The 20,675-nt window shown below is 44.8% G+C and carries 19 protein-coding genes; 7 read left to right on the top strand and 12 right to left on the bottom strand.

All coding sequences use genetic code 11. The features are described from left to right. Positions 1 to 88 precede the first annotated feature (88 nt). Entirely contained in the window at positions 89 to 1,603 is a 1,515-nt protein-coding gene (mltF, locus tag QZZ54_RS06465; RefSeq protein ID WP_290700475.1) for a membrane-bound lytic murein transglycosylase MltF, read from the top strand. 125 nt (positions 1,604 to 1,728) lie between these two features. Continuing rightward, positions 1,729 to 2,757, top strand: a complete 1,029-nt coding sequence (locus tag QZZ54_RS06460) for a M14 family zinc carboxypeptidase (RefSeq protein ID WP_290700473.1) — start codon at positions 1,729 to 1,731, stop codon at positions 2,755 to 2,757. 32 nt (positions 2,758 to 2,789) lie between these two features. Here the strand turns inward: QZZ54_RS06460 and tadA are convergent, their stop codons facing one another. From tadA to guaB, 5 genes are all read right to left on the bottom strand, one after another. Continuing rightward, positions 2,790 to 3,284: a tRNA adenosine(34) deaminase TadA gene (gene tadA, locus QZZ54_RS06455; protein ID WP_290700471.1), complete on the bottom strand. Its 495-nt coding sequence runs from the start codon at positions 3,282 to 3,284 to the stop codon at positions 2,790 to 2,792. A 194-nt stretch (positions 3,285 to 3,478) separates the two neighbouring features. After that, positions 3,479 to 4,546: an acyltransferase gene (locus QZZ54_RS06450; RefSeq protein ID WP_290700470.1), complete on the bottom strand. Its 1,068-nt coding sequence runs from the start codon at positions 4,544 to 4,546 to the stop codon at positions 3,479 to 3,481. A gap of 44 nt (positions 4,547 to 4,590) precedes the next feature. Then, the gene (locus QZZ54_RS06445; protein ID WP_290700469.1) at positions 4,591 to 5,568 is read right to left on the bottom strand and encodes an acyltransferase; all 978 of its coding nucleotides are present in this window, start codon (positions 5,566 to 5,568) and stop codon (positions 4,591 to 4,593) included. A gap of 412 nt (positions 5,569 to 5,980) precedes the next feature. After that, a complete protein-coding gene (gene guaA / locus QZZ54_RS06440; protein ID WP_290700468.1) occupies positions 5,981 to 7,561 on the bottom strand; it encodes a glutamine-hydrolyzing GMP synthase in 1,581 nt (526 codons plus the stop codon). Positions 7,562 to 7,692: 131 nt separating this feature from the next. Continuing rightward, complete coding sequence (gene guaB / locus QZZ54_RS06435; RefSeq protein WP_290700467.1) at positions 7,693 to 9,162, bottom strand: IMP dehydrogenase; 1,470 nt, start codon at positions 9,160 to 9,162, stop codon at positions 7,693 to 7,695. 298 nt (positions 9,163 to 9,460) lie between these two features. Here guaB and xseA point away from each other — a divergent pair, with 298 nt between their 5' ends. The 4 genes from xseA (at position 9,461) to QZZ54_RS06415 (ending at position 13,164) form a co-directional block, all read left to right on the top strand. Beyond that, complete coding sequence (gene xseA / locus QZZ54_RS06430; protein WP_290700465.1) at positions 9,461 to 10,804, top strand: exodeoxyribonuclease VII large subunit; 1,344 nt, start codon at positions 9,461 to 9,463, stop codon at positions 10,802 to 10,804. A 9-nt stretch (positions 10,805 to 10,813) separates the two neighbouring features. Next, the gene (locus tag QZZ54_RS06425; RefSeq protein WP_290700463.1) at positions 10,814 to 11,644 is read left to right on the top strand and encodes a peptidoglycan DD-metalloendopeptidase family protein; all 831 of its coding nucleotides are present in this window, start codon (positions 10,814 to 10,816) and stop codon (positions 11,642 to 11,644) included. 50 nt (positions 11,645 to 11,694) lie between these two features. Beyond that, a complete protein-coding gene (locus QZZ54_RS06420) occupies positions 11,695 to 12,321 on the top strand; it encodes an FKBP-type peptidyl-prolyl cis-trans isomerase (protein WP_290700460.1) in 627 nt (208 codons plus the stop codon). 81 nt (positions 12,322 to 12,402) lie between these two features. Continuing rightward, positions 12,403 to 13,164 carry an alpha/beta fold hydrolase gene (locus QZZ54_RS06415; RefSeq protein WP_290700457.1) on the top strand — a complete coding sequence of 254 codons (762 nt, stop codon included), beginning with the start codon at positions 12,403 to 12,405 and terminating at the stop codon, positions 13,162 to 13,164. Positions 13,165 to 13,166: 2 nt separating this feature from the next. Here the strand turns inward: QZZ54_RS06415 and QZZ54_RS06410 are convergent, their stop codons facing one another. The 7 genes from QZZ54_RS06410 to QZZ54_RS19175 all read right to left on the bottom strand — a co-directional run bounded on the left by QZZ54_RS06410 (position 13,167) and on the right by QZZ54_RS19175 (position 19,529). Next, complete coding sequence (locus tag QZZ54_RS06410; protein ID WP_290700455.1) at positions 13,167 to 13,748, bottom strand: restriction endonuclease; 582 nt, start codon at positions 13,746 to 13,748, stop codon at positions 13,167 to 13,169. Between the two features lie 859 nt (positions 13,749 to 14,607). After that, on the bottom strand, positions 14,608 to 15,042 hold the full coding sequence (locus tag QZZ54_RS06405; RefSeq protein WP_290700452.1) for an ATP-dependent zinc protease: 435 nt from the start codon (positions 15,040 to 15,042) through the stop codon (positions 14,608 to 14,610). A 46-nt stretch (positions 15,043 to 15,088) separates the two neighbouring features. Next, complete coding sequence (locus QZZ54_RS06400; RefSeq protein WP_290700449.1) at positions 15,089 to 16,129, bottom strand: succinylglutamate desuccinylase/aspartoacylase family protein; 1,041 nt, start codon at positions 16,127 to 16,129, stop codon at positions 15,089 to 15,091. Positions 16,130 to 16,153: 24 nt separating this feature from the next. Next, positions 16,154 to 17,065, bottom strand: a complete 912-nt coding sequence (gene rimK, locus QZZ54_RS06395) for a 30S ribosomal protein S6--L-glutamate ligase (RefSeq protein WP_290700446.1) — start codon at positions 17,063 to 17,065, stop codon at positions 16,154 to 16,156. A 260-nt stretch (positions 17,066 to 17,325) separates the two neighbouring features. Further along, positions 17,326 to 18,669, bottom strand: a complete 1,344-nt coding sequence (locus QZZ54_RS06390; RefSeq protein ID WP_290700443.1) for a magnesium transporter — start codon at positions 18,667 to 18,669, stop codon at positions 17,326 to 17,328. A 218-nt stretch (positions 18,670 to 18,887) separates the two neighbouring features. Then, positions 18,888 to 19,115 (bottom strand): hypothetical protein, encoded by a 228-nt coding sequence (locus tag QZZ54_RS06385; RefSeq protein WP_290700441.1) that lies wholly within the window; start codon positions 19,113 to 19,115, stop codon positions 18,888 to 18,890. 150 nt (positions 19,116 to 19,265) lie between these two features. Further along, positions 19,266 to 19,529: a hypothetical protein gene (locus tag QZZ54_RS19175; protein ID WP_366645185.1), complete on the bottom strand. Its 264-nt coding sequence runs from the start codon at positions 19,527 to 19,529 to the stop codon at positions 19,266 to 19,268. A 218-nt stretch (positions 19,530 to 19,747) separates the two neighbouring features. On the opposite strand from QZZ54_RS19175, the gene QZZ54_RS06380 reads away from it, so the two are divergent. After that, positions 19,748 to 20,626, top strand: a complete 879-nt coding sequence (locus QZZ54_RS06380; protein ID WP_290700438.1) for a LysR family transcriptional regulator — start codon at positions 19,748 to 19,750, stop codon at positions 20,624 to 20,626. Positions 20,627 to 20,675: the final 49 nt, after the last annotated feature.

The raw sequence follows: 20,675 nt of genomic DNA, 5'->3' as shown, positions 1-20,675 counted from the left end.
CCTAACAGATAGGTTTTATGTAGGAGAAAAGTAAGGTCGAATTTTACTGAAATAGCGGATTAGATACCAGAAAAAGCCCAATTTTCTTATGCGAATAAATATATTTCACATTAAAGAGCTACTTTTCCTACTGATCGCGGCGTCTCTGTTCGCCGCACTGCTGCTTTTTAGCCAAAGCCAACGCACTCAGCTAGACGCTATTCAGAAGACCGGTGTACTTCGGGTCGTTACCCGCAATACCTCAACTACCTATTATCAAGATAACAACGGTCAACCGACCGGCTTCGAATACGAACTCGCCAAAGCCTTTGCCGACTACCTTGGTGTTGAGCTTGAACTGATAGTACCTGATACTTTTGGTGAGATTTTCACTCTGATAAAAAACCGTAGCGCTCACATAGGCGCTGCAGGTTTAAGTATAACGGAGGCACGCAAACAGAACTTCCGCTTTTCTCCCGCCTATGCTTATTCTACTCCCACCCTCATTTATCGTGTCACCCAGGGCAAGCCCGCGCCTAAAAACCTGAGCGACCTTGAAGGTAAAACAATCAAGGTTATCGCCAATAGCAGCCATAGTGAGCTGCTTAACACACTACAAAAAACTCACAGCTTTCTGAAGTGGGAGGAAACGTCTACCAATGGCGTTACTGAATTGCTTGAAGATGTTTACGAAAAAGAACTCGATTACACCGTCAGCGATGATTTGATATTTGATGCCCAAAAATCCTACTTTCCCGGTCTGAAAAAATCGATTGTACTCAGCAAGCCTGAGCCTGTTGCCTGGATCTTGGTCAAACAGAATGATCAAAGTTTGCAACGTGCACTGAGACGTTTTTTTGAACGCCCCAGCACACAAGAACTTTTAGTCACCCTGAAAAAGAAATACCTCACCCGGCAAACCCGCTTGGGCTATGTCGACATAGAAACCTTTCGCAAAGACCTGGAAACCCGCTTCTGCAAACTTGAGCAATACTTCATGATAGCCGAACAGGAAACCGATATTGACTGGCGCCTACTCGCCTCAATTGCGTATCAGGAATCCCATTGGAACCCAAAAGCCGTTTCACCCACCGGGGTAAAAGGGATCATGATGCTAACCAATGCCGCCGCTAAGGAGGTCGATGTAGAAGACAGAACTGACCCAATACAAAGCGTCATAGGTGGAGCGCATTATCTGGCAAAGGTGATGAAAAAAATCCCTAAGCGAATACAAGGGGATGATCTTATCTGGTTTTCACTCGCCTCCTACAATGTTGGTTATGGTCATCTTGAAGATGCTCGCATCCTAACCTCGAGAGCAGGTAAAAATCCGGATAAGTGGAGTGATGTGAAACAGTTCCTTCCATTGCTCACTCAAAGAAAATACTACTCCACTGTTCGCCACGGCTATGCCCGCGGTTATGAGCCAGTGCTCTATGTTAAAAACATTCGCAACTACTTTGACCTGCTGGACTGGGAGCTTAGAAAAGCGCGTATTGAAGCGGCTAATCCCCCGCTTAGCCCAGCAGAAAATGAAGGTGAAATTTTTATGCCCGACGAGATTGTTGATAAGAAAGAAGATGCAGTAAAGGGCATGGTGGAGACGATACCTTCCACATTGTAACCAGCCCTCAAAAAACATAGCCAACCTATCTCACACAGCGTTCGCACAAAAAGGCGAGAAGATTAGCCATCTAATAGATACTATTTATTAGCTTCATCTCCACATATCAACAAAATCAATTTACAATGCAGACCAACACCATTCAGCTGAGTAAGCTCTTCCTGATGTTTCTACGATTTCTGCATATTATTGTTACCGCACTCAGCCTCTGCATAACCCAGGCATGCCACGCCGAGCCTGAAGATCCACTCAGTTATTATATAGAAGCGCTTGAGTCGCCAAAGAATACTAAGCTGGCAATAGCGACCCAATCCAAAGAGCCCACTATTCCCCATAAAGACATTGTAGAAATCTGCAACCGGATCGGTAAAAAGCTAGGTAGCGTCTCGACTAAAGATTGCCTAAAAGCTAAATTTGACCCTCCACGATTTTATTCCAACCGAGGCCAGCCCTTGTTGGAAAAGCACTTCCCCGCCAACCCTGAACGTAGAGACGCCCCCCGTATCCTGTTTCTGGGCGGCATACACGGCGATGAATATTCCAGCGTCAGCATTTCATTCAAATGGTTGAAAAAACTAGGGGAAAATCATAGTGGGATTTTTGACTGGCACTTCATGCCTCTTACCAATCCGGACGGTCTGTTACAAAAGAGATCGACTCGAGTTAACGCCCACGATGTCGACCTCAACCGCAACTTCATACCGGCTGAGACATCTATTGACCCCCTCAAACACTGGCAAACTTACGCTAAAAAAAGAGCGCGATATTACCCTGGAACAAAGCCTCTCAGCGAACCGGAAACCAATGCAATCCATCAACTTATTGATGAATTGAATCCAGATATTATCGTTTCTGTTCACGCCCCTCACGGCATTTTAGATTACGATGGCACCATCACCCCACCCAGAAAACTAGGCCCTCTGCACCTTAAGCAACTGGGTACCTATCCTGGTTCACTCGGTAACTATGCCTGGTTTGTTAAACAGATTCCGGTGATGACCATTGAGCTCAAACACGCCGGAATCATGCCCAAGAATAAAGATATCGACCGAATGTGGGTCGATCTGATCCACTGGATAAAACTGCGTACCGAAGGGGATGGAACTCTGCTAGCACGAAAAGAGCCAAGCCAGGAATCAAAACCAGCGCTCTGAGGAGGCTAACGGCCAGCGCTACCAGTCTAATTCTATGTAAGCTTACCGGCTTTTTTCTCTGACTTTTTCTCTGCCCGGCGACGGCGAAAAAAAGCACTGATTACATCACTGCACTGTTGCGCTAAAACCTCGCCCTCATATTCCGGCCAATGATTTAACCAGTCCTGGTCAAATAACTGCGCATTACTCACCACCGCACCGGCCTTCGGCTCAGTCGCACCAAACACCACCCGGCCAATCCTGGCATGGATAATAGCACCTGCACACATAGCACAAGGCTCAATGGTGACATAGAGGGTTGCGCCGCTAAGTCGATAATTACCAATCCGACTGGCAGCATCCCTCAGCGCCATAATCTCCGCGTGGGCAGTAGGATCATGACCGGAGATAGGTCTATTCCAGCCCTCACCAATCACCTGACCATCAAGAACCACAATAGCACCCACGGGCACTTCATTGGCATCTGCAGCTTTTTGAGCAAGCTGTATCGCTTGCTCCATCCGCTGAATATCGTCTTCTTTATTCATAAGTCTCAATATAACAAAAAGCCCGCAGAAGCGGGCTTGTCCAATTTCAATCTACACACCTATTCATACTCAATAGTGACGTGTGGCTTACAGCTTAAGTTTAACTACCTGTCACAAAAATACTATGCATATCACGTAAAACCTCTTACTAACCCGCTTTCACACTGGCTCATACTACAAATCAAGAATCAAAACTATTTTGATTTACACGCTATCGATAAAGAGTCGCTTTCTAGCTTGGCTGCTTTAACGTAGTGCGAAGTACGCTTAAGGTACCGCTTTTCTATTACATGCCATGACAGAAACGCCATCATTCCAGTTAATACGATACTACACAACAACCCAATGTAAGGATTCCTGTCATAAAACCCTAGATGCTCAAGCAACTGAATGGTTGGAAAGTGATAAAGATAAATCCCATAAGACAAATCACCAAATTTCCCAACACCGACAGCAAGCAAGCTTGTATTTGCAATTGCAACTACAAACAATGGGTACACAATCATATTGACAACTTCCGCGCTGCGGCTGTCTAGCTGTGACTTAACCCCTACGTAATAAATTAACGAAAACACAATAATAGCAAATACATGAAATTGTCTAAATTTGACGAAGCTAAGCACACTACCCAATGCGAAGTAAGGAAGCTGTCCCGGAAATTGAATTGCCAAAACAGCACCCATCGGATGATTGAAATAATCAGAAAAATATACGAACCAAGTAACTCCAGCGATTAGCGCTACTATAAACCCCTGGGTTTTGCCTATACGCGCATACATGAAACATAAAACTGGAACAATAAAATAAAGCATCACTTCAACCTTAATAGTCCAAAGCGAACCATTAAGTGCCTGCATTTTATTGTCTAGCAACGCCCCTGGTAACGTGGGTTGCAAGAAATTTAGAAACATGAGATTCGATACGGCATATTTGGCACTTTCGATGCTCATCACAAACTCACCTGTTTGCATAGTAGTTGTGATTGCGCCAACGATAAGGCAATAGATAATTACTGCTACATATGCAGGGTAAATTCTTCTAATTCTTTTCTCTAAATACTCTAACCAATTTGCACTTGAAAAATAGCTCTTCGTAACCAAGTATCCGCTAATTGCAAAAAAACCTTTCACCGCAAAACCAGAATCAAAGTATTGCGTTACCCAGTCCAATTGCTCGGCATTTGCCAGAACAGAAGTATGTGCAATTAGTACTATAAAAGCCAAAAGAAAGCGCACTTCGTCAAAGCAATTTATTTTATTCATTTCTCAACGTTCGGTTTGTACGTGAAAGGAGCTGGATTGGTCATTCATTTAGGATATGCTGAAAATTTTCTACTAAGGAAGTCAGTAGTCGGCTTCTCAAAAAGCGCGAACATTACTACACCAGCAAGAACACTTACCATAAGACACATTAATGATAATATATCATTATTAATGTCAAAACTTGTCACACTCACCAATTTATAGAATATTGGAAGAGTCAGTATCTGTACCAGATAGATACTGTAAGAAGCATCCCCTAAATAACGAAGAACAGGATGATAAACCTGTTTCGCATGCACCGCGCCTAACACGATCAAAAAAGAAGGCACTCCCCAAATCAACTCTCTATCTAAATCAAGCTGCCTAACATTCTGATTTATAGTTAAGAGCAGTAACGCAGCTCCCACAAGCAAACACAACACTGCGAAATTCGTACCTAATCTCTTATTATTAAATACATACGCAACTAACATCCCAGCAAAAAACTCAAAGACTATCAGCTGAGAAGAAGCAAAGGAAACAAGCCCTAGTAAGAGGAACACAAAAAAATATATTTTCTTCCAAGTATCAAAGAGCAGAGCGGCCCCAAACACAGTATAAAAGAGCATTTCCCATTCCAATGTCCACCCTACCAAAACAATTGGAGTCTCCCCAGTAAACAGGCTGGAAACGAATAAGTAAGAAGCAAAAGCTCTTTCCGCTGTTACTATTAATTCTCTAAAAGCATTTGGAGCGACTAGGAACGCTAATATCACTACAGTTGTAAGTAACCAATACGCAGGAAGAACACGAATCAGGCGTGATTTATAAAACGCTACCACACTCCGCTTTCTTTTCATCTGTATATGCAACATCATAAATCCCGATATTACAAAAAAAACATCTACTCCATTTGCGCCCCAGCCTTCTAATACGCTAAACAAATGAGTCGGCTGCCCATAGCTTTCTGCTGTACCAATTATATGAAAAAAGACGACATTAATTGCGGCAAATGCCCTAAGCACCTGAAGATTTTCAATCACTTTCTCTATATCCTATCTTCCGCTAAAGCGCCTTTCAACACTCCAACCATAAAACCAGATCCTGCGCACATTACCTTAACCTTCCTAAGCGCTTCTAAGCACTCAAGCTTTTCTTCTTCAATCATCTGCACTTAGAGTTACCCCATTTCAGTTTTATTCTTCATCATATCAACTCACTGCTGCTCTGTTTCAGCTAGCACTCCAAACTATTTCAATCATGCCTTACTACCATCGCGCCGCACTGAAAACAGTAGTATAGAAAGCGTAAAATCATGCAAATTTATTATGTATTAACTTATCAATCTAGTCATCGTGTTGATTGGAGGGGTAGAACCTTATCACCTTCTCGAGCCATAATCTTCAATATAAAAAAAGCCCGCAGAAGCGGGCTTTTCGATCAAGTTAGGGAGAGTTATTCCCACTCAATAGTCGCAGGTGGCTTAGAACTTACATCGTAAGTTACCCGTGATACATGAGGAATCTCATTGATAATCCGACCAGAGACTGTTTCCAGCAACTCATAAGGTAGGTGAGCCCAGCGAGCGGTCATGAAATCGATAGTTTCAACAGCACGCAAAGCAATTACATATTCATAGCGACGTCCGTCACCGACCACACCAACAGATTTGACCGGCAGGAATACCGCAAAAGACTGGCTAGTCTTGTGATACCAATCAGCACGGTGCAGCTCTTCTAAGAAAATTGCGTCTGCATCACGCAGAATATCAGCATATTCTTTCTTAACTTCACCCAGAATACGCACACCCAAACCCGGCCCTGGGAACGGATGACGATAAACCATATCGTAAGGCAGGCCTAGTTCCAGACCGATCTTACGCACTTCGTCCTTAAACAACTCACGCAGCGGTTCAACCAGATCCATCTTCATGTCATCCGGCAAACCACCGACATTATGATGGGACTTAATCACATGTGCCTTACCGGTTTTCGCACCTGCAGACTCAATAACATCGGGATAGATAGTTCCCTGCGCCAGGAAGTTTACATCCTGCAACTTGGTTGCTTCTTCATCAAATACTTCGATAAAGGAGTTGCCGATAATCTTGCGCTTAGCTTCAGGATCACTTTCGCCCTTCAAGCGACCCAGGAACAGGTCTTGTGAGTCAGATCGAATAACAGTAACACCCATGTTATTCGCGAACATCTCCATTACCTGATCGCCTTCATTCTTACGCAGCAGACCGTTATCAACAAACACACAGGTCAGCTGATCACCTATCGCTTTATGAAGTAGCGCAGCCACAACAGATGAATCCACACCACCTGAAAGACCCAGCAGAACTTTCTGACTACCGACTTGCTTTTGCACTTTTTCGATCAGATCAGCAATAATATTTTCGGCGGTCCACAGGGCATCACAACCACTGATTTCACGCACGAAACGCTCAAGAATACGTCCGCCTTGCTTGGTGTGGGTTACTTCTGGGTGAAACTGAACACCGTAGTAGCCCTTACCTGGATGACACATAGCCGCAATTGGCGCGCTTTCAGTACTGGCGATAATGCCAAAACCTTCTGGCAGAGTACCGACCTTATCACCATGGCTCATCCACACATCCAACAGCAGGGAACCATTGTTAGCAATGTGATCTTCAATACCTTCCAACAAACGGCTAGGGCTATCCTCCAACCGCACCTTTGCATAACCAAATTCACGCTTATCTGAAGTTACAACCGTCCCGCCCAACTGCTCAGCCATGGTTTGCATACCGTAGCAGATACCCAACAGAGGCACTTCAAGATCAAACACAATCTCAGGCGCACGAGGTGAGTCACCTTCAGTAACGGACTCCGGGCCACCGGCCAGAATAATACCCTTAGGGCTGAATTCACGAATAGCTGAATCTTCCACATCCCATGGAAAGATCTCACAGTAAACTCCGATCTCACGTACACGACGGGCGATCAATTGAGTGTACTGAGAACCGAAATCCAGAATCAGAATTCGTTGAGCATGAATATCTTTAGACATTTCGATGACTCCGAAATCATCGCCAATACCCGTTCAGGCTTCTCTGGCGATTGGCTGTATTAGCAGCGTGTTAAAAAAGAAAAAGTGGGAGGGCCGAAGCCATCCCACCTGTTTTATCTATTAAGAAGCGATTATCCAACGCGATAGTTTGGCGCTTCTTTGGTAATACTTACATCGTGCACATGGCTTTCTGCCATACCGGCACTAGTGATACGAACAAACTCAGGTACGGTACGCATAGTCGTGATATCCGGGCTACCGGTATAACCCATGGATGAACGCAGACCGCCGACTAGCTGGTGAACAACACCACCCATCGGACCTTTACAAGCGACACGACCCTCGATACCTTCAGGAACCAGCTTCTCAGCACCCTGAGAAGCATCCTGAAAGTAACGGTCAGATGAACCAGAACTCTGAGCCATCGCTCCAAGAGAACCCATACCGCGGTAAGACTTATACGCACGACCCTGGAACAGCTCAACTTCACCAGGCGCCTCGTCGGTACCCGCCAGCATAGAACCAATCATCACAGCTGAAGCACCCGCAACGATCGCTTTAGACAGGTCACCGGAGAAACGTACACCGCCATCAGCGATACAAGGTACGCCATATTTTTCTAATGCCGCAGCAACGTTTGCAACTGCACTGATTTGCGGAACACCAACACCTGCAACAATACGAGTCGTACAGATAGAACCTGGACCGATACCCACTTTAACACCATCAGCTCCCGCTTCAGCCAGCGCAATCGCCGCACCTGCCGTGGCGATATTACCGCCAATGACCTGAACTTGTGGATAAGTAGACTTCACCCAGGCAACACGATCGATAACACCTTTAGAGTGACCATGTGCTGTATCAACAATAATGACATCAACACCCGCTTTAACCAGCGCATCAACACGCTCAGCAGTTTCAGCACCGGTACCGACAGCAGCGCCAACCAGCAGCTGACCTTTACTGTCTTTTGCCGCGATAGGATGGGTCGAGGCTTTGTTCATATCTTTTACGGTCATCATACCGCGCAGACGGAAGGCATCATCGACGACCAGAATTTTTTCAATACGGTGTTTGCGTAACAGATTACGTACATCATCAGGATCAGCGCCTTCAACGACTGTCACCAAACGCTCTTTAGTGGTCATGATAGAGGCAACAGACGCATCAAGTTTCTTTTCGAAACGAGCATCACGACCGGTAACGATACCGACCAATTCACCATTATCAATAACAGGAAAACCAGAAAAGCCAAGATGAGCCGACATGGCATTCAATTCACCGACGGACGTATCAGGACTACAAGTCACAGGGTCACTGACAACACCTGCCTCATACTTCTTCACCAGGCGAACCTGTTCAGCTTGTTCTTGGACGGTCAGATTCTTATGGATAATACCGATACCACCTTCCTGAGCCATAGCGATGGCCAGACCGGATTCAGTAACAGTATCCATTGCAGCGGAGACCAGAGGGATGTTCAACTCAATGCCTTTAGTCAGGCGTGTCTTCAGCGATACGTCTTTAGGTAAGACCTCGGAGTAACCGGGAACCAGTAGAACATCGTCAAAAGTAAGGGCTTCTTCAGCGATTCGCAACATGAGTGAGACTGCCTGTAATGTCTAAAAAAATAAGACGCGGGATTATAGCCTTTTGTCGAACTATCGACAATCAAAATCCGTCGAGATAATGTGAATAAATTCCAACCACTCTCTCTACTACCAAACAGTATCCAGAGAGCATGCTAAAACGCAGGAAGTTCGCTCAGATCACCGGTAAATTCCAACCATTTTTAATCTATTTACCAATTCTGCCAAACGCAGGTTACAAAGCGATGATCGGTTAGTTTAAGATACCTCTATGCAATCGTATTCTAAGCCCTAAAGTAAGCCCCAAAACATGACCGAACACAGACCGGACAGCAAGGCCTTCAGCGTCAGCGAACTCAACCGCCAGGTTAAATCTCTGCTGGAAAGCTCTTTTCTCACCATCCATGTAGAAGGTGAACTGTCAAATGTCGTCCGTCCCAGCTCCGGGCACTGGTATTTCACCCTGAAAGACAGTGATGCTCAGGTACGTTGCGCCATGTTCCGCAATCGTAATCAGTATCTGAAATATCAACCGAAGAATGGCGATCAGGTGATCGTTCGGGCAAAAGTCAGCCTCTACCCTGGTCGAGGTGACTACCAGCTAATCTGCGACTTTATGGAAGACAGCGGCGTTGGCTCACTACAAAAAGCCTACGACGAGCTGAAATACAAACTCCAACAGCAAGGCCTGTTCGATCCTGCTTTTAAAAAGCCGATCCCAGAAACACCTCGACACCTTGGCATTATTACTTCAGCCACCGGTGCCGCGGTTCACGACATTCTGACCGTCCTTAAACGACGCTTCCCATCGCTGCCGGTTACTCTGTTCCCTACCGCAGTACAGGGCACAGAAGCCGCTGGACAGATCGCCAATGCGATTCGACTGGCCAATGAGGATGGCCGATGCGACGTTCTGATTGTCGGTCGTGGCGGCGGCTCACTTGAAGACCTCTGGCCTTTTAACGAAGAGATCGTTGCCCAGAGCATTTTCCACAGCGAGATTCCAATCATCAGTGCCGTAGGACACGAAGTCGATGTCTCTATTGCCGACTTTGTTGCTGACCTGAGAGCCCCGACACCCTCGGCGGCCGCAGAACTCATCAGCCCAGACCAGCAACAGATACTGATACGTCTGAATCAACTTCAGCAACGGCTCGAACGGGCCTGGCATCGCAGCCAGACCCAGCGCTTGCAAAAATTAGAATGGACCCGAGCAATGCTCCGCCATCCCGGAGACAAACTGAAAGAGCAGGCACAAAAACTGGATGACCTGGAACTGCGGATGCAAAGAGCAGTCAAAACGTCAGTCTTGCAACAAAAAGTCCGCCTCAACGGCGTTCAGCAACGTTATCTGCGGTGTGCCCCAGCACCTCGCATTGATACAGCAATACAGAGAACTACAGAACTAGAGAAGCGGCTGCATACACTGATTCAATCGATCCTGAAGCAGAACAGCCTCAGATTATCCGGCATGGCCGCGACGCTCAACAGCGTCAGTCCGCTGGCAACCCTAGACAGGGGTTACGCTATTGTTCAGGATCAGCAAGGCAAAGTGGTACAGGACATTACCCTGTTATCACCCGAAGATAGCGTTGAAACCCGACTCAGTAACGGCCGTTTTGTTAGCCGGGTCACAAAAATTATAAAGGACTAAGGAAATCCCATGCGCCTCGCCATTTTAGTATTCAGTCTGATTATCAGTATCAACGCTTTTGCCTTTGAACTTCCGGAAGAATCACGGGTACCTGGAGGTATCGCTATGATATCTCTAACCGGGCTTAACACTAAGACCGCCCCCTCAGCCTGGTATCGCGGCAACCGGGTAATGGTCGTATCCAGCCAGAATACCGAGTATGCGCAACAATCTCCCTGGCTAGCGATCATCGGCATTCCGTTATCTGCTAAAGCCTCAGCCGAGCAACTAATGAAAGCCGATGGCCAGCGCTTCCCTTTCCGCATTAAAGATAAAACTTACGAAGAGCAACGACTCACGGTCACCAATAAACGTCATGTGAACCCAAACACGCAAGACCTGGAACGTTATAAACGGGAAAAGAATGAAATGGTTACAGCATTCACATCCTGGACCAGCCCAAAGATCGAAAGCCTTAACTTCAATCTTCCCGCCAGTGGTCGCTTTAGCAGCCCCTTCGGACTCAAACGTTTTTTCAATGAGCAACCTCGTAATCCACACAGCGGTTTGGATATAGCAGGGGGACAAGGCGGTGCGATTAATACTCCCTCCCCGGGCAAAGTCGTCGCCGTTGGAGAGTACTTTTTTAACGGCAACACCGTGATTATTGATCACGGTTATGGCCTAACGACTATGTACTGTCACATGAGCAAGATCGATGTAAAGATCGGCGACCAGCTCAACACGGGAGACCGCATTGGCGCTATCGGTAAGACAGGCCGGGTGACAGGCCCCCACCTTCACTGGAGCGTTAGCCTGAATAACACCCGTGTAGACCCGCTTCTTTTTGTTAAAGAGTAAGGGAATATGATAGGCTTCGCCGTTCTTAAAACCGAAACGACAGAGTAATCATGTCTGAAATAAAATTTGAAACAACTGAACAGATCGCCAGCTACGGTATCGGCCGTCAAATGGGCGATCACTTGGCAACTCAAAGCTTTGAAGGCGTAGAGCTGGAAGCTGTCGTCGCAGGCATCAGAGAATCTTTTGCAGGCGCAGAGCTGAGTATTGAAGGCGATAAGATCCAAGCTGCATTCAACGAAATTCAGGGCCGCATGCAAGAGCAGGCTGAAAAGCTGGCGAAAGAAGCAGCCGCTGAAGGTGAGATGTTCCTGGAAAAGAACGCTCAGCGTGAAGAAGTATTCGTTACCGATTCTGGCCTGCAGTACGAAATCATCAATGCCGGCGAAGAAGGCGGCGAAAGCCCAACACCTGAATCGACTGTACGTACTCATTACCACGGTACATTCACCGACGGTAAAGTATTCGATAGCTCTTATGACCGTGGCCAGCCTGCTGAATTTCCTGTTGGCGGCGTAATCGCTGGCTGGACAGAAGCTCTTCAGCTGATGACTAAAGGTGCCAAGTGGCGTCTGACAGTTCCATATCAGCTAGCATACGGCGCACAGGGCTCTCCAGGCGGCATCCCTCCATACGCTACGCTAGTATTTGATGTAGAGCTGCTAGACCTTCTGTAAGCACTTCATCTGAAAAGATTTGATATGATCAAATAAAGGCCGGTAGCGTTAACGCCCCGGTCTTTTTTATGGAGAGAAATAATGCAACTGAATGTACAGATCTCCGGTAGCGGAGCCCCACTGATCATCATGCACGGTCTGTTTGGCACCCAGTCAAACTGGAGTGGTCAAATCAAAGCCCTGGCAGATCACTTTACTGTCTACGCCATCGATCTGCCCAACCATGGCCGCTCTCCCCATACAAACAGAACCAGTTATCCTCTGATGGCCGATAACATTATTGAGCTGATGGACCAGCACAATCTGGACAGCGCCCATATCCTGGGTCACTCCATGGGCGGCAAAGTCGCCATGCAACTGGCGATGAACAATCCCCAGCGGGTCAGGAAGCTAATCATTGTGGATATCGCCCCCGTTCAGTACCCCAATCATCACGGTGATGTTTTTACCGGTCTCAACGCCGTCGATCTAAACAACCTAAAATCCCGTGGCGATGCTGACAAACAACTAAGTCAGCATGTAGAGGAGCTCAGTGTCAGGCAGTTTCTGCTTACTAACCTTTATCGCACTGAAGCAAAAGACTTCGCCTGGCGAATGAACTTGCCAGTACTGGAAGCCTGCTACGATGAGATCAGCAAAGCACCGACAGGCCCCGCGTTCGAAAATCCGATGCTGTTTATCAAAGGCGAAAATTCAGACTACATCACCACCGATTACCGCGACCAGATACTAAAACTGTTTCCAAAGGCGGATTACCGGCTAATAAGAGAAGCAGGGCATTGGCCACATGCTGAGAAGGCTACGGTTTTTACAAAATTGGTTTTGAATTACCTGAATAAGTAAATTCAGTTAATCTTCGCCTTGCCATCAAACAACATCGCGAGTCTGCTTGACTGAATTATCTCGATGTTATTCTTTTGAGCATAATTGTGTGCAGAGGCTGAAACGTCACCCAGCGTTAAGTAAAGGTAGCCTATTGCCTCTGTTGTTTCACCTGCTGCCACTAACAGCTTCAACGGCTCTATTCCCGTATTCGCCGCTTTAAATCGCTTACTGCACAACAACAGCTTTCGATGACCCCGGACGAGCTCTAAATCCGCACCATTACCTTTAAACGCACTCGACTGGTAACCGCTTTTTATATAGTTAGCCGCTATTTTTTCAGAGATATCCCCTGCCGACATATTTCTCGCTTGCTGAGATACTTCCAACACCCGTTTATGTGAAGGTTGCTGCAATTGCTTAAATCCAGCGAAACCGCCTATTACAAAAAACGGCATTGAAGCGACAATGCTCACAGTCACATATTGCGCATCTGTTGCAGCCAAACTGATCAATAAAATGAATAAACCAATGAGTACGCTATACCACCAAGTGGATCGCAATAACACTGCGAACAACGACCCTTTAGCCATCTTAAACTTCATAAATTAATCACCTTTTAAAATACTGCTGCTCGTTTGATAAAGCAGAGAATATAGAGCTTAAATATGCGAGCGTATACTACTATTCTTCTTACCTAAACCCGCAGTGTGTTCAGTTGCACATCTCCCCCGCACCAAAGCTACTGGTCCACGCCCAATGATAATCTTGCCCATCTAAGTGACCTGTCACATTATGCACTCACCGACAAATACAGCACCGGCCTCAAAGGTCTTAGAGCTAACCTCATTAATGTCGATACCATCTAAAGTCAAATCCGCTGTGAGATAGCCTTCGTGCCGCTGGGCTGTATTTCCCAGTCGCGAAATCGTTGCGCCAGCTGCTATAACTTTTCGTTATTCATTTGTCCTAGCATTGGCTTCTATACGCCTTCATCATCGCTACATCTCTATCTTTATACTTTTCATCACAACGGACACAATGCAAGACTGATCCTAGATTCTGCAGAAAGAGGCGGAGGTTGGGGACTAGAGAAAGAATAAGTGGCTAAAACGCTGCTTCGCGGCTTGCTCGTTGCTCGTTGCTCGTTGCTCGTTGCTCGTTGCTCGAAAAAGCGAAGCGCAAGAGCCCTGAATAGTTTACTGTTCTGAAGTATAAGATTTGTCTCTAGCTATTAAATCTACAACAATCAGTACAGACATTACCGTTTCAATCAACGATCACATCAGCTATCGGTTGAAGCAATTTATGCTCTTTTGGGTTCTTAATTACCCTTTTTGTAAAATCAATGTATTGGGGTAAGTTATCAGTTCATCCTCTCTCTTTATAAGTACATGAAAAAGAGTGATATCCTCAATCACACAATATAACTATATGGCTCAAAATCAGCCATATGTGCTGCTATCAACTATAGTCAGTTAATAAAAATGTTGCCGATGGGTCTACCAGAACCTTGTCACCCATCCCTTCCCGACCAAACAACATTAAATAACTCATATCTGAGCGATCTGTCAGTGTTATCTCTATCGACCACGATTCTTGACCCAATGACACCATTGTTTTAATAACATAACGCTCTTCCACTGTGCCATTCGAAGACTTTATTCGCCTAATATCCTGAATAGGGGCATTACATTCGACCACTTCAGCCACTTTATGAATATTTGGGTGAATCTCAAACTTAACCCAAGGCTTACCTGCCTTCTTGTAGCGGGATAAATTATCAACGTGAAGCGATGAAGTTTTTGCACCTGTATCAATACGCACTTGTAGGTCAAAAATGCCCAGATCAGGAAGGTCGCAATTCTCAATATTGCCGATGATCATTTTATTATTCATGGTCATATGATTCTTATGTAAATTGGGTTGGTTGCCGATCTAATGTTTATAAAGTATCACCTAAGGTATCTTCATCGCTCGGAGTGAAGGTTTCCTGCATAACCCCAATATTCTCAGCAATTTCTGCATCAGACTCTGAGAAAAAGGCAATATGAAACATCGCATCACCTTCCTGTACTAAAGGGATATTTTGTTTGCCAATAATAATCCCAGATTTGTTTGCCGTAATAGTACTAAGAATTTCACCAAAAGGGCTGCCAATCTCCGCTAGCGGCGTTCCCTTCTGGACCTGATCTCCCAAGTTTTTCAGGTTATGCACTATACCGCTGGAGTTAGCCCTTACCCAAGAGCTGTTATTAGCAATGTAAGGCGTGACCGCTTTTCGTCGAGATTTGCGCCGAACTAAACCTAAGTGGGTGATGACATTTAAAATACCCCTTACGCCTGCGCGTATTGATACTTCGTCAAACCTAAGCGCCTGGCCTGCTTCATAAAGTAGTATCCGGGTATCGGACTCAACAGCAGCCTGGCGTAAAGAGCCATCCCTAAGGTCTGCATTTAACAACACAGGCACACCAAAAGCTTCGGCAAGTGATCGGGTCTCAGGATCATTCAAATTTGCTCTTACCTGAGGCAGGTTGGAGCGATGTATTGCACCGGTATGAAGATCAATCCCGTAATCACAGCGCCTAACAATTTCAGCTAAGAACTTGTCCGCCACACGCCCAGCTAAAGAGCCTTGCGCAGAACCAGGAAAACTTCGGTTTAGGTCTCGCCTATCTGGCATATACCTACTTTGATTAAGCACCCCGTATACATTAACCATAGGCACCAGAATCAAGGTTCCGCTACTAATTTTTAATGATTTCGATTGTATTAACCGTCGAATGATCTCTATGCCATTTAATTCATCACCGTGAATAGCTGCTGAAACAAAAACAGTAGGCCCTGGTTTCTTGCTGCGCATTACATGTACGGGAATACAAATATCCGTATCTGTATAAAGCTTAGCAACGGGCATTTCAATCTGTTTGGTCTCACCGGGTTTTATGGTGATACCGCCAATAGTAAGATTGTCAGTATTCATGAGTTATTCCCATTCCGCCCGGAACTAGCCTTTGCCACGAGTACGATTCATATTAGGCTTCGCCGTAGCTTTCGCTTCAATAAAGTCATATATCAGTCCAGCAACATCTTTTTTAGTTGCAGTTTCAATACCTTCGAGCCCGGGAGAGGAGTTAACTTCCATAACCACCGGTCCATTTTTAGATTGTAAAAGATCAACCCCACATACATTTAAGCCCATAATTTTTGCCGCATTAACCGCAGTTGCACGCTCTTCTTTAGAGAGTCGAACGACTTTAGCGGACCCGCCTCGATGTAAGTTTGAGCGAAATTCCCCTTCGGCACCTTGACGCTTCATTGCCGCAACAACTTTGTTACCAACTACGAAGCAGCGAATATCAGCACCGCCTGCCTCTTCAATATATTCCTGCACTAGAATATTGGCTTTTAATCCCATGAACGCCTCAATGACACTTTCTGCAGCCTTACTATTTTCAGCCAGCACTACACCTATGCCTTGAGTTCCTTCAAGAAGCTTAATGACGACCGGAGCCCCACCGACATTTTTAATAAGGTCTTTGATGTTATCTGGCTTGTTGGCGAAACCTGTTCGGGGCAACCCAACATCACTCCGTGATAACAGTTGCAATGAACGCAACTTGTCCCGTGAACGGCTAATAGCTACTGATTCGTTGACTGCAAAGGTACCCATTACTTCAAATTGACGAACAACAGCAGTACCGTAAAAAGTAATCGATGCACCAATTCTTGGAATAACCGCGTCATAATATGGAAGCGCTTCTCCGTGATACCTGACCGCTGGACGACTACGTGTTATATCCATATAGCAATGAAGCGTATCAATAATATCAACTTCATGCCCACGCGCTTCACCAGCCTCTTTCAGACGGCGGGTAGAATAAAGGTTTTTATTTCGAGAAAGAATAGCGATTTTCATGTTGAATCCTTTGTAAATCTATACCGCCGTCTGAAAGCTCAGATAGCGTGTAATATTTTAGTTATAGCTCGTGTCTTAGTGATAAGCAGTAATCAGCTATTCATTTAACGCCAGGTAAACGAGCCGTATATACAGCGCTGAGCCTGAAGTTTAGAGTTCCATTAGCCGCTGTTTAATAGACAAATTAGTGACATCCAGGGAATGAGTCACCTGTACATCAGAGTCAAGCGTTCCACTTTTCTCGAGTTCATATAAGCCACCTAAACCAGCCACAAGGTGCCCAATCCTAAAAATGTCAGAAAACCAAATACATCGGTAACCGTGGTTAAAATAACTGCGCCAGACAGCGCTGGATCAATTTTTAAACGGTCCAGAACCACTGGGATATAAACTCCCGACAATGCAGCAATCACAATATTCAATAAAACAGCAATAGCGATTGTCACTCCAATCACTAGACTTCCAAACCAGTAGTAGGTGATAACTGCTATCAAAACAGACCACCCAACTCCATTAATCACAGCGATACCTAGCTCCTGTTTAGCCAGCGCTAAGGCATTAGCAAACGTTACTTGTCCAGTCGCTATACCTCTGATGATTAATGTTAAAGTCTGAGTTCCTGAAATACCTCCCATTGATGCAACTACAGGCATAAGAACAGCAAGTGCAACAACCTGACTTAAGACACTCTCAAACAAACCAATAGTCCATGAAGCTAAGAAGGCTGTTAACAAGTTGATGCCCAGCCAAACAGCTCTGCTACTCGCCCCTCGCCAAACTGGAACAAACAGATCTGCTGATTCTTTCAATCCTGCTTGCGCCATGAGCCTCGACTCTAGAGCCTCTTTCTGGATCCATAGAGCGGTACGTTGCGTAATTCTGCCGACTAACCGGTTATATTCATCTACCACTGGCAGCGAATCTAGACCGGAATGCTCAAGTTCATCAGCAGCCTCCATTAACAAGGTATCAGCCTTTACCGCTTGCACCTGGCTATCAATCATTCCTCTGATGAAGGTTTTTTCATCCGTTTCAGAAAAAATATAACTTAAGTTAAGTAGCCCTATATACATCCCTAACCGATCAACTACATAAATATGGTCAATAAACTCTACACCGCTTCGCCTGATAGCTAGCATCACATCCTTTAACTTAGAATTTGGTGGTACTGTAATAATTTGATGGTCGACATAACGACCTATCGCAGTTGGATCAAATCGACTGGCATCACGATATAACTCTTTTTCTTTAAGGCTTAAAGACCTAAAAGCTGTATTAATGAGGTCATCAGTCAGGTTATCTGAAAGCTCAATCAAGCTTTCAGCATCCAAACCTGTGAGCAACATATTTAAGCTTTCTGAACTCAGAAAAGAGATGACCACATCTCGAGCTTGGTAACGCATACCTACCAGTACCTGAGCCTTTAGCTCCTCGGGTATCTGCATCCACCTTTGACAGCGTTCATCAATAGGCAAGGCCTCTAATAGAAGGCTCAGTTCGGATGGCTCTAGGTGCTCAATGGCCTGTACAAAAATATCCGCTGGAGACTGCTCTGCTGAATGTATCTGAGATACATAACCTTCAAGCTCTTCATGTTTAACCATATTAAGACCCAAGCATAAAAAAATACCCCAAAGGCAAAACCAATGGGGTGCGTTAAAAACAATATATTCTTGTAAACCGCATGAAATTTAATGACAGGATAAGAAAGCCTGTTAATTATTGGCTGTTAACCCAATCAAGTAAAACAAGTTTTTTTGACTAATAACGAACAGTTTTACTGATCGTCTTCGCTATCCTTATCCAATGAAAATGCACCTAGTTAGTCATCAAAGGTCCACTCTATATTCTTATAAAGCAGCTTGCGCTCAAGCCGCTCTTCAATATCTTTCATCCGCCCTTTTTGTTTAGTTCTTTGTGGTATATCTTCCTCATCCCAATCCCCAAGCTCTTCCTTCGGGTTTTTCTGATGTTTTGAGTTACGCTTCTTTATATGCGGGAGATTTTGTTCTAGCTCCCAGCCTGCTTCATCAGCCATTTTTCCATTCATATACTTGCCCTCAGAAAAGCACAAACGTGTCATTTTTAGTCAGTCATAAGTTTCTAAATCACAACCTCAGCTATCCGCCAGCCCCTTCCGGTAATTGTCGGGGAAGCCGATAAGCCTAAGCGTTCTCAGATGCAGACAAATCGTTTAAAGTCATATGGATCGACGCTCATCGGGGGGACTTACAGCATTTAAACTCAAACTTTCGATGGAATAAGACATTTTAAGACTAACCTTCTGATACTTGTTCAATACATTACAGAAAGCATATGAGTCACTATTTCTACCAGCCAGCTTATAAGCCTTTACACTAGTGACAGAATGCCCTCTGCAAACGGTTTCATGAATGGAAAACAACGTAGTGTCTATTTCTGGTGAGATACGACTCCAATAATGAAGCACCAGAAAAACATTCATTTAAGCAGTTCAGATAATTTTTTAATTTCTTTAAATAAAAGTTAAACTCTTTAATTTACAAGCATTTAGAATAAAAAAAAACGCTCTATCTAGTAGAGCTCCCCCTTCATTTTCAACGCAGATAGATAACAGAGTCCAAGTGAATTATTATGGTGCTTATTAATCATGTAAAATGATCTTTTCTTCTCACCTTAATCAAAATTTTTTATCGATGTGAAATGGATATAAACCTGCTTAGAACGTTTCTTGAGGTGTCTAAGACTAGGCATTTCGGAAAAGCTTCAGAAAACCTTTACCTAACTCAATCCGCTGTTAGCTTCAGAATCAAGCAGCTTGAGGATCTTGTTGGAGTGACACTGTTCTCTCGCCAGAGAAATAACATAATGCTTACATCAGCAGGAGAGCGTCTAATTCCTCATGCAGAGAACATTATTGCTTCATGGCAAGTGGCACTACAAGATATCGGCATTCCAGAAGAGCAAGAAAAACAACTTGTTCTAGGAGGAATATCGAACTTATGGGGTACTTTTCTACAATCAGCAATACCCAAGTTAGCTGAGTCATTTCCGCTAATGTCCATCCGGACTCAAATCAATTCACATCTAGAACTGATCAGGGCACTTATATCTAAACGTTTGGATATCGCAATTGTTCTAGATTCGGCAAATATGAGTGAGCTATCTTCAAAAAAAATTGGCTCTATTGAGCTTATTCTTGTATCACACAAAGACGATCTAAGATTTCAAGATATCAACACCGTTGGCTATGTCTTTGTTGACTGGGGGACTGCTTTCAACCTAAAGCACGCAAAGCTTTTCAAAAAACCTGTAGCACCTATTCTTCACACTGAACAAAGTCAAATTGCTTTGGAATTCATTCTCACAAATGGAGGTGCAGCCTTTTTACCCAAAGCACTAGTACAAACATATTTAGATGAGAAATCATTATTTGTACTTAAAGAGATAAAGCCTGTCAGTCGTTCAGTTTATGCCGTTTTTGCAAAGCAACAGCCAGATCATATACAGCTGGAACCAATCATCAACAAGCTAACTGCAATAGACTTAAAACCAGAAACCTCACTACAACCAATTGAATAATTAAGGCTAATAGTTGCCGACATAACGCCCCAGAGCGCCACAATGGATG

It is taken from the genome of Amphritea sp., from assembly GCF_016744155.1.
In the GTDB taxonomy this organism is placed as follows: Bacteria; Pseudomonadota; Gammaproteobacteria; order Pseudomonadales; family Balneatricaceae; genus Amphritea.
This window is presented reverse-complemented; position numbering and strand designations above follow the sequence as displayed.

Excerpts from the sequence above, each read along its gene's own strand:
- xseA (WP_290700465.1), top strand. The coding sequence starts at position 9,461 with ATGACCGAACACAGACCGGACAGCAAGGCCTTCAGCGTCAGCGAACTC.
- mltF (WP_290700475.1), top strand. The coding sequence starts at position 89 with ATGCGAATAAATATATTTCACATTAAAGAGCTACTTTTCCTACTGATC.
- QZZ54_RS06425 (WP_290700463.1), top strand. The coding sequence starts at position 10,814 with ATGCGCCTCGCCATTTTAGTATTCAGTCTGATTATCAGTATCAACGCT.
- QZZ54_RS06420 (WP_290700460.1), top strand. The coding sequence starts at position 11,695 with ATGTCTGAAATAAAATTTGAAACAACTGAACAGATCGCCAGCTACGGT.
- tadA (WP_290700471.1), bottom strand. The coding sequence starts at position 3,284 with ATGAATAAAGAAGACGATATTCAGCGGATGGAGCAAGCGATACAGCTT.
- QZZ54_RS06450 (WP_290700470.1), bottom strand. The coding sequence starts at position 4,546 with ATGAATAAAATAAATTGCTTTGACGAAGTGCGCTTTCTTTTGGCTTTT.
- QZZ54_RS06400 (WP_290700449.1), bottom strand. The coding sequence starts at position 16,129 with ATGAATACTGACAATCTTACTATTGGCGGTATCACCATAAAACCCGGT.
- guaA (WP_290700468.1), bottom strand. The coding sequence starts at position 7,561 with ATGTCTAAAGATATTCATGCTCAACGAATTCTGATTCTGGATTTCGGT.
- QZZ54_RS06460 (WP_290700473.1), top strand. The coding sequence starts at position 1,729 with ATGCAGACCAACACCATTCAGCTGAGTAAGCTCTTCCTGATGTTTCTA.
- QZZ54_RS06380 (WP_290700438.1), top strand. The coding sequence starts at position 19,748 with ATGGATATAAACCTGCTTAGAACGTTTCTTGAGGTGTCTAAGACTAGG.
- guaB (WP_290700467.1), bottom strand. The coding sequence starts at position 9,162 with ATGTTGCGAATCGCTGAAGAAGCCCTTACTTTTGACGATGTTCTACTG.
- QZZ54_RS06385 (WP_290700441.1), bottom strand. The coding sequence starts at position 19,115 with ATGAATGGAAAAATGGCTGATGAAGCAGGCTGGGAGCTAGAACAAAAT.
- QZZ54_RS06405 (WP_290700452.1), bottom strand. The coding sequence starts at position 15,042 with ATGAATAATAAAATGATCATCGGCAATATTGAGAATTGCGACCTTCCT.
- rimK (WP_290700446.1), bottom strand. The coding sequence starts at position 17,065 with ATGAAAATCGCTATTCTTTCTCGAAATAAAAACCTTTATTCTACCCGC.
- QZZ54_RS19175 (WP_366645185.1), bottom strand. The coding sequence starts at position 19,529 with ATGAATGTTTTTCTGGTGCTTCATTATTGGAGTCGTATCTCACCAGAA.
- QZZ54_RS06410 (WP_290700455.1), bottom strand. The coding sequence starts at position 13,748 with ATGAAGTTTAAGATGGCTAAAGGGTCGTTGTTCGCAGTGTTATTGCGA.
- QZZ54_RS06390 (WP_290700443.1), bottom strand. The coding sequence starts at position 18,669 with ATGGTTAAACATGAAGAGCTTGAAGGTTATGTATCTCAGATACATTCA.
- QZZ54_RS06415 (WP_290700457.1), top strand. The coding sequence starts at position 12,403 with ATGCAACTGAATGTACAGATCTCCGGTAGCGGAGCCCCACTGATCATC.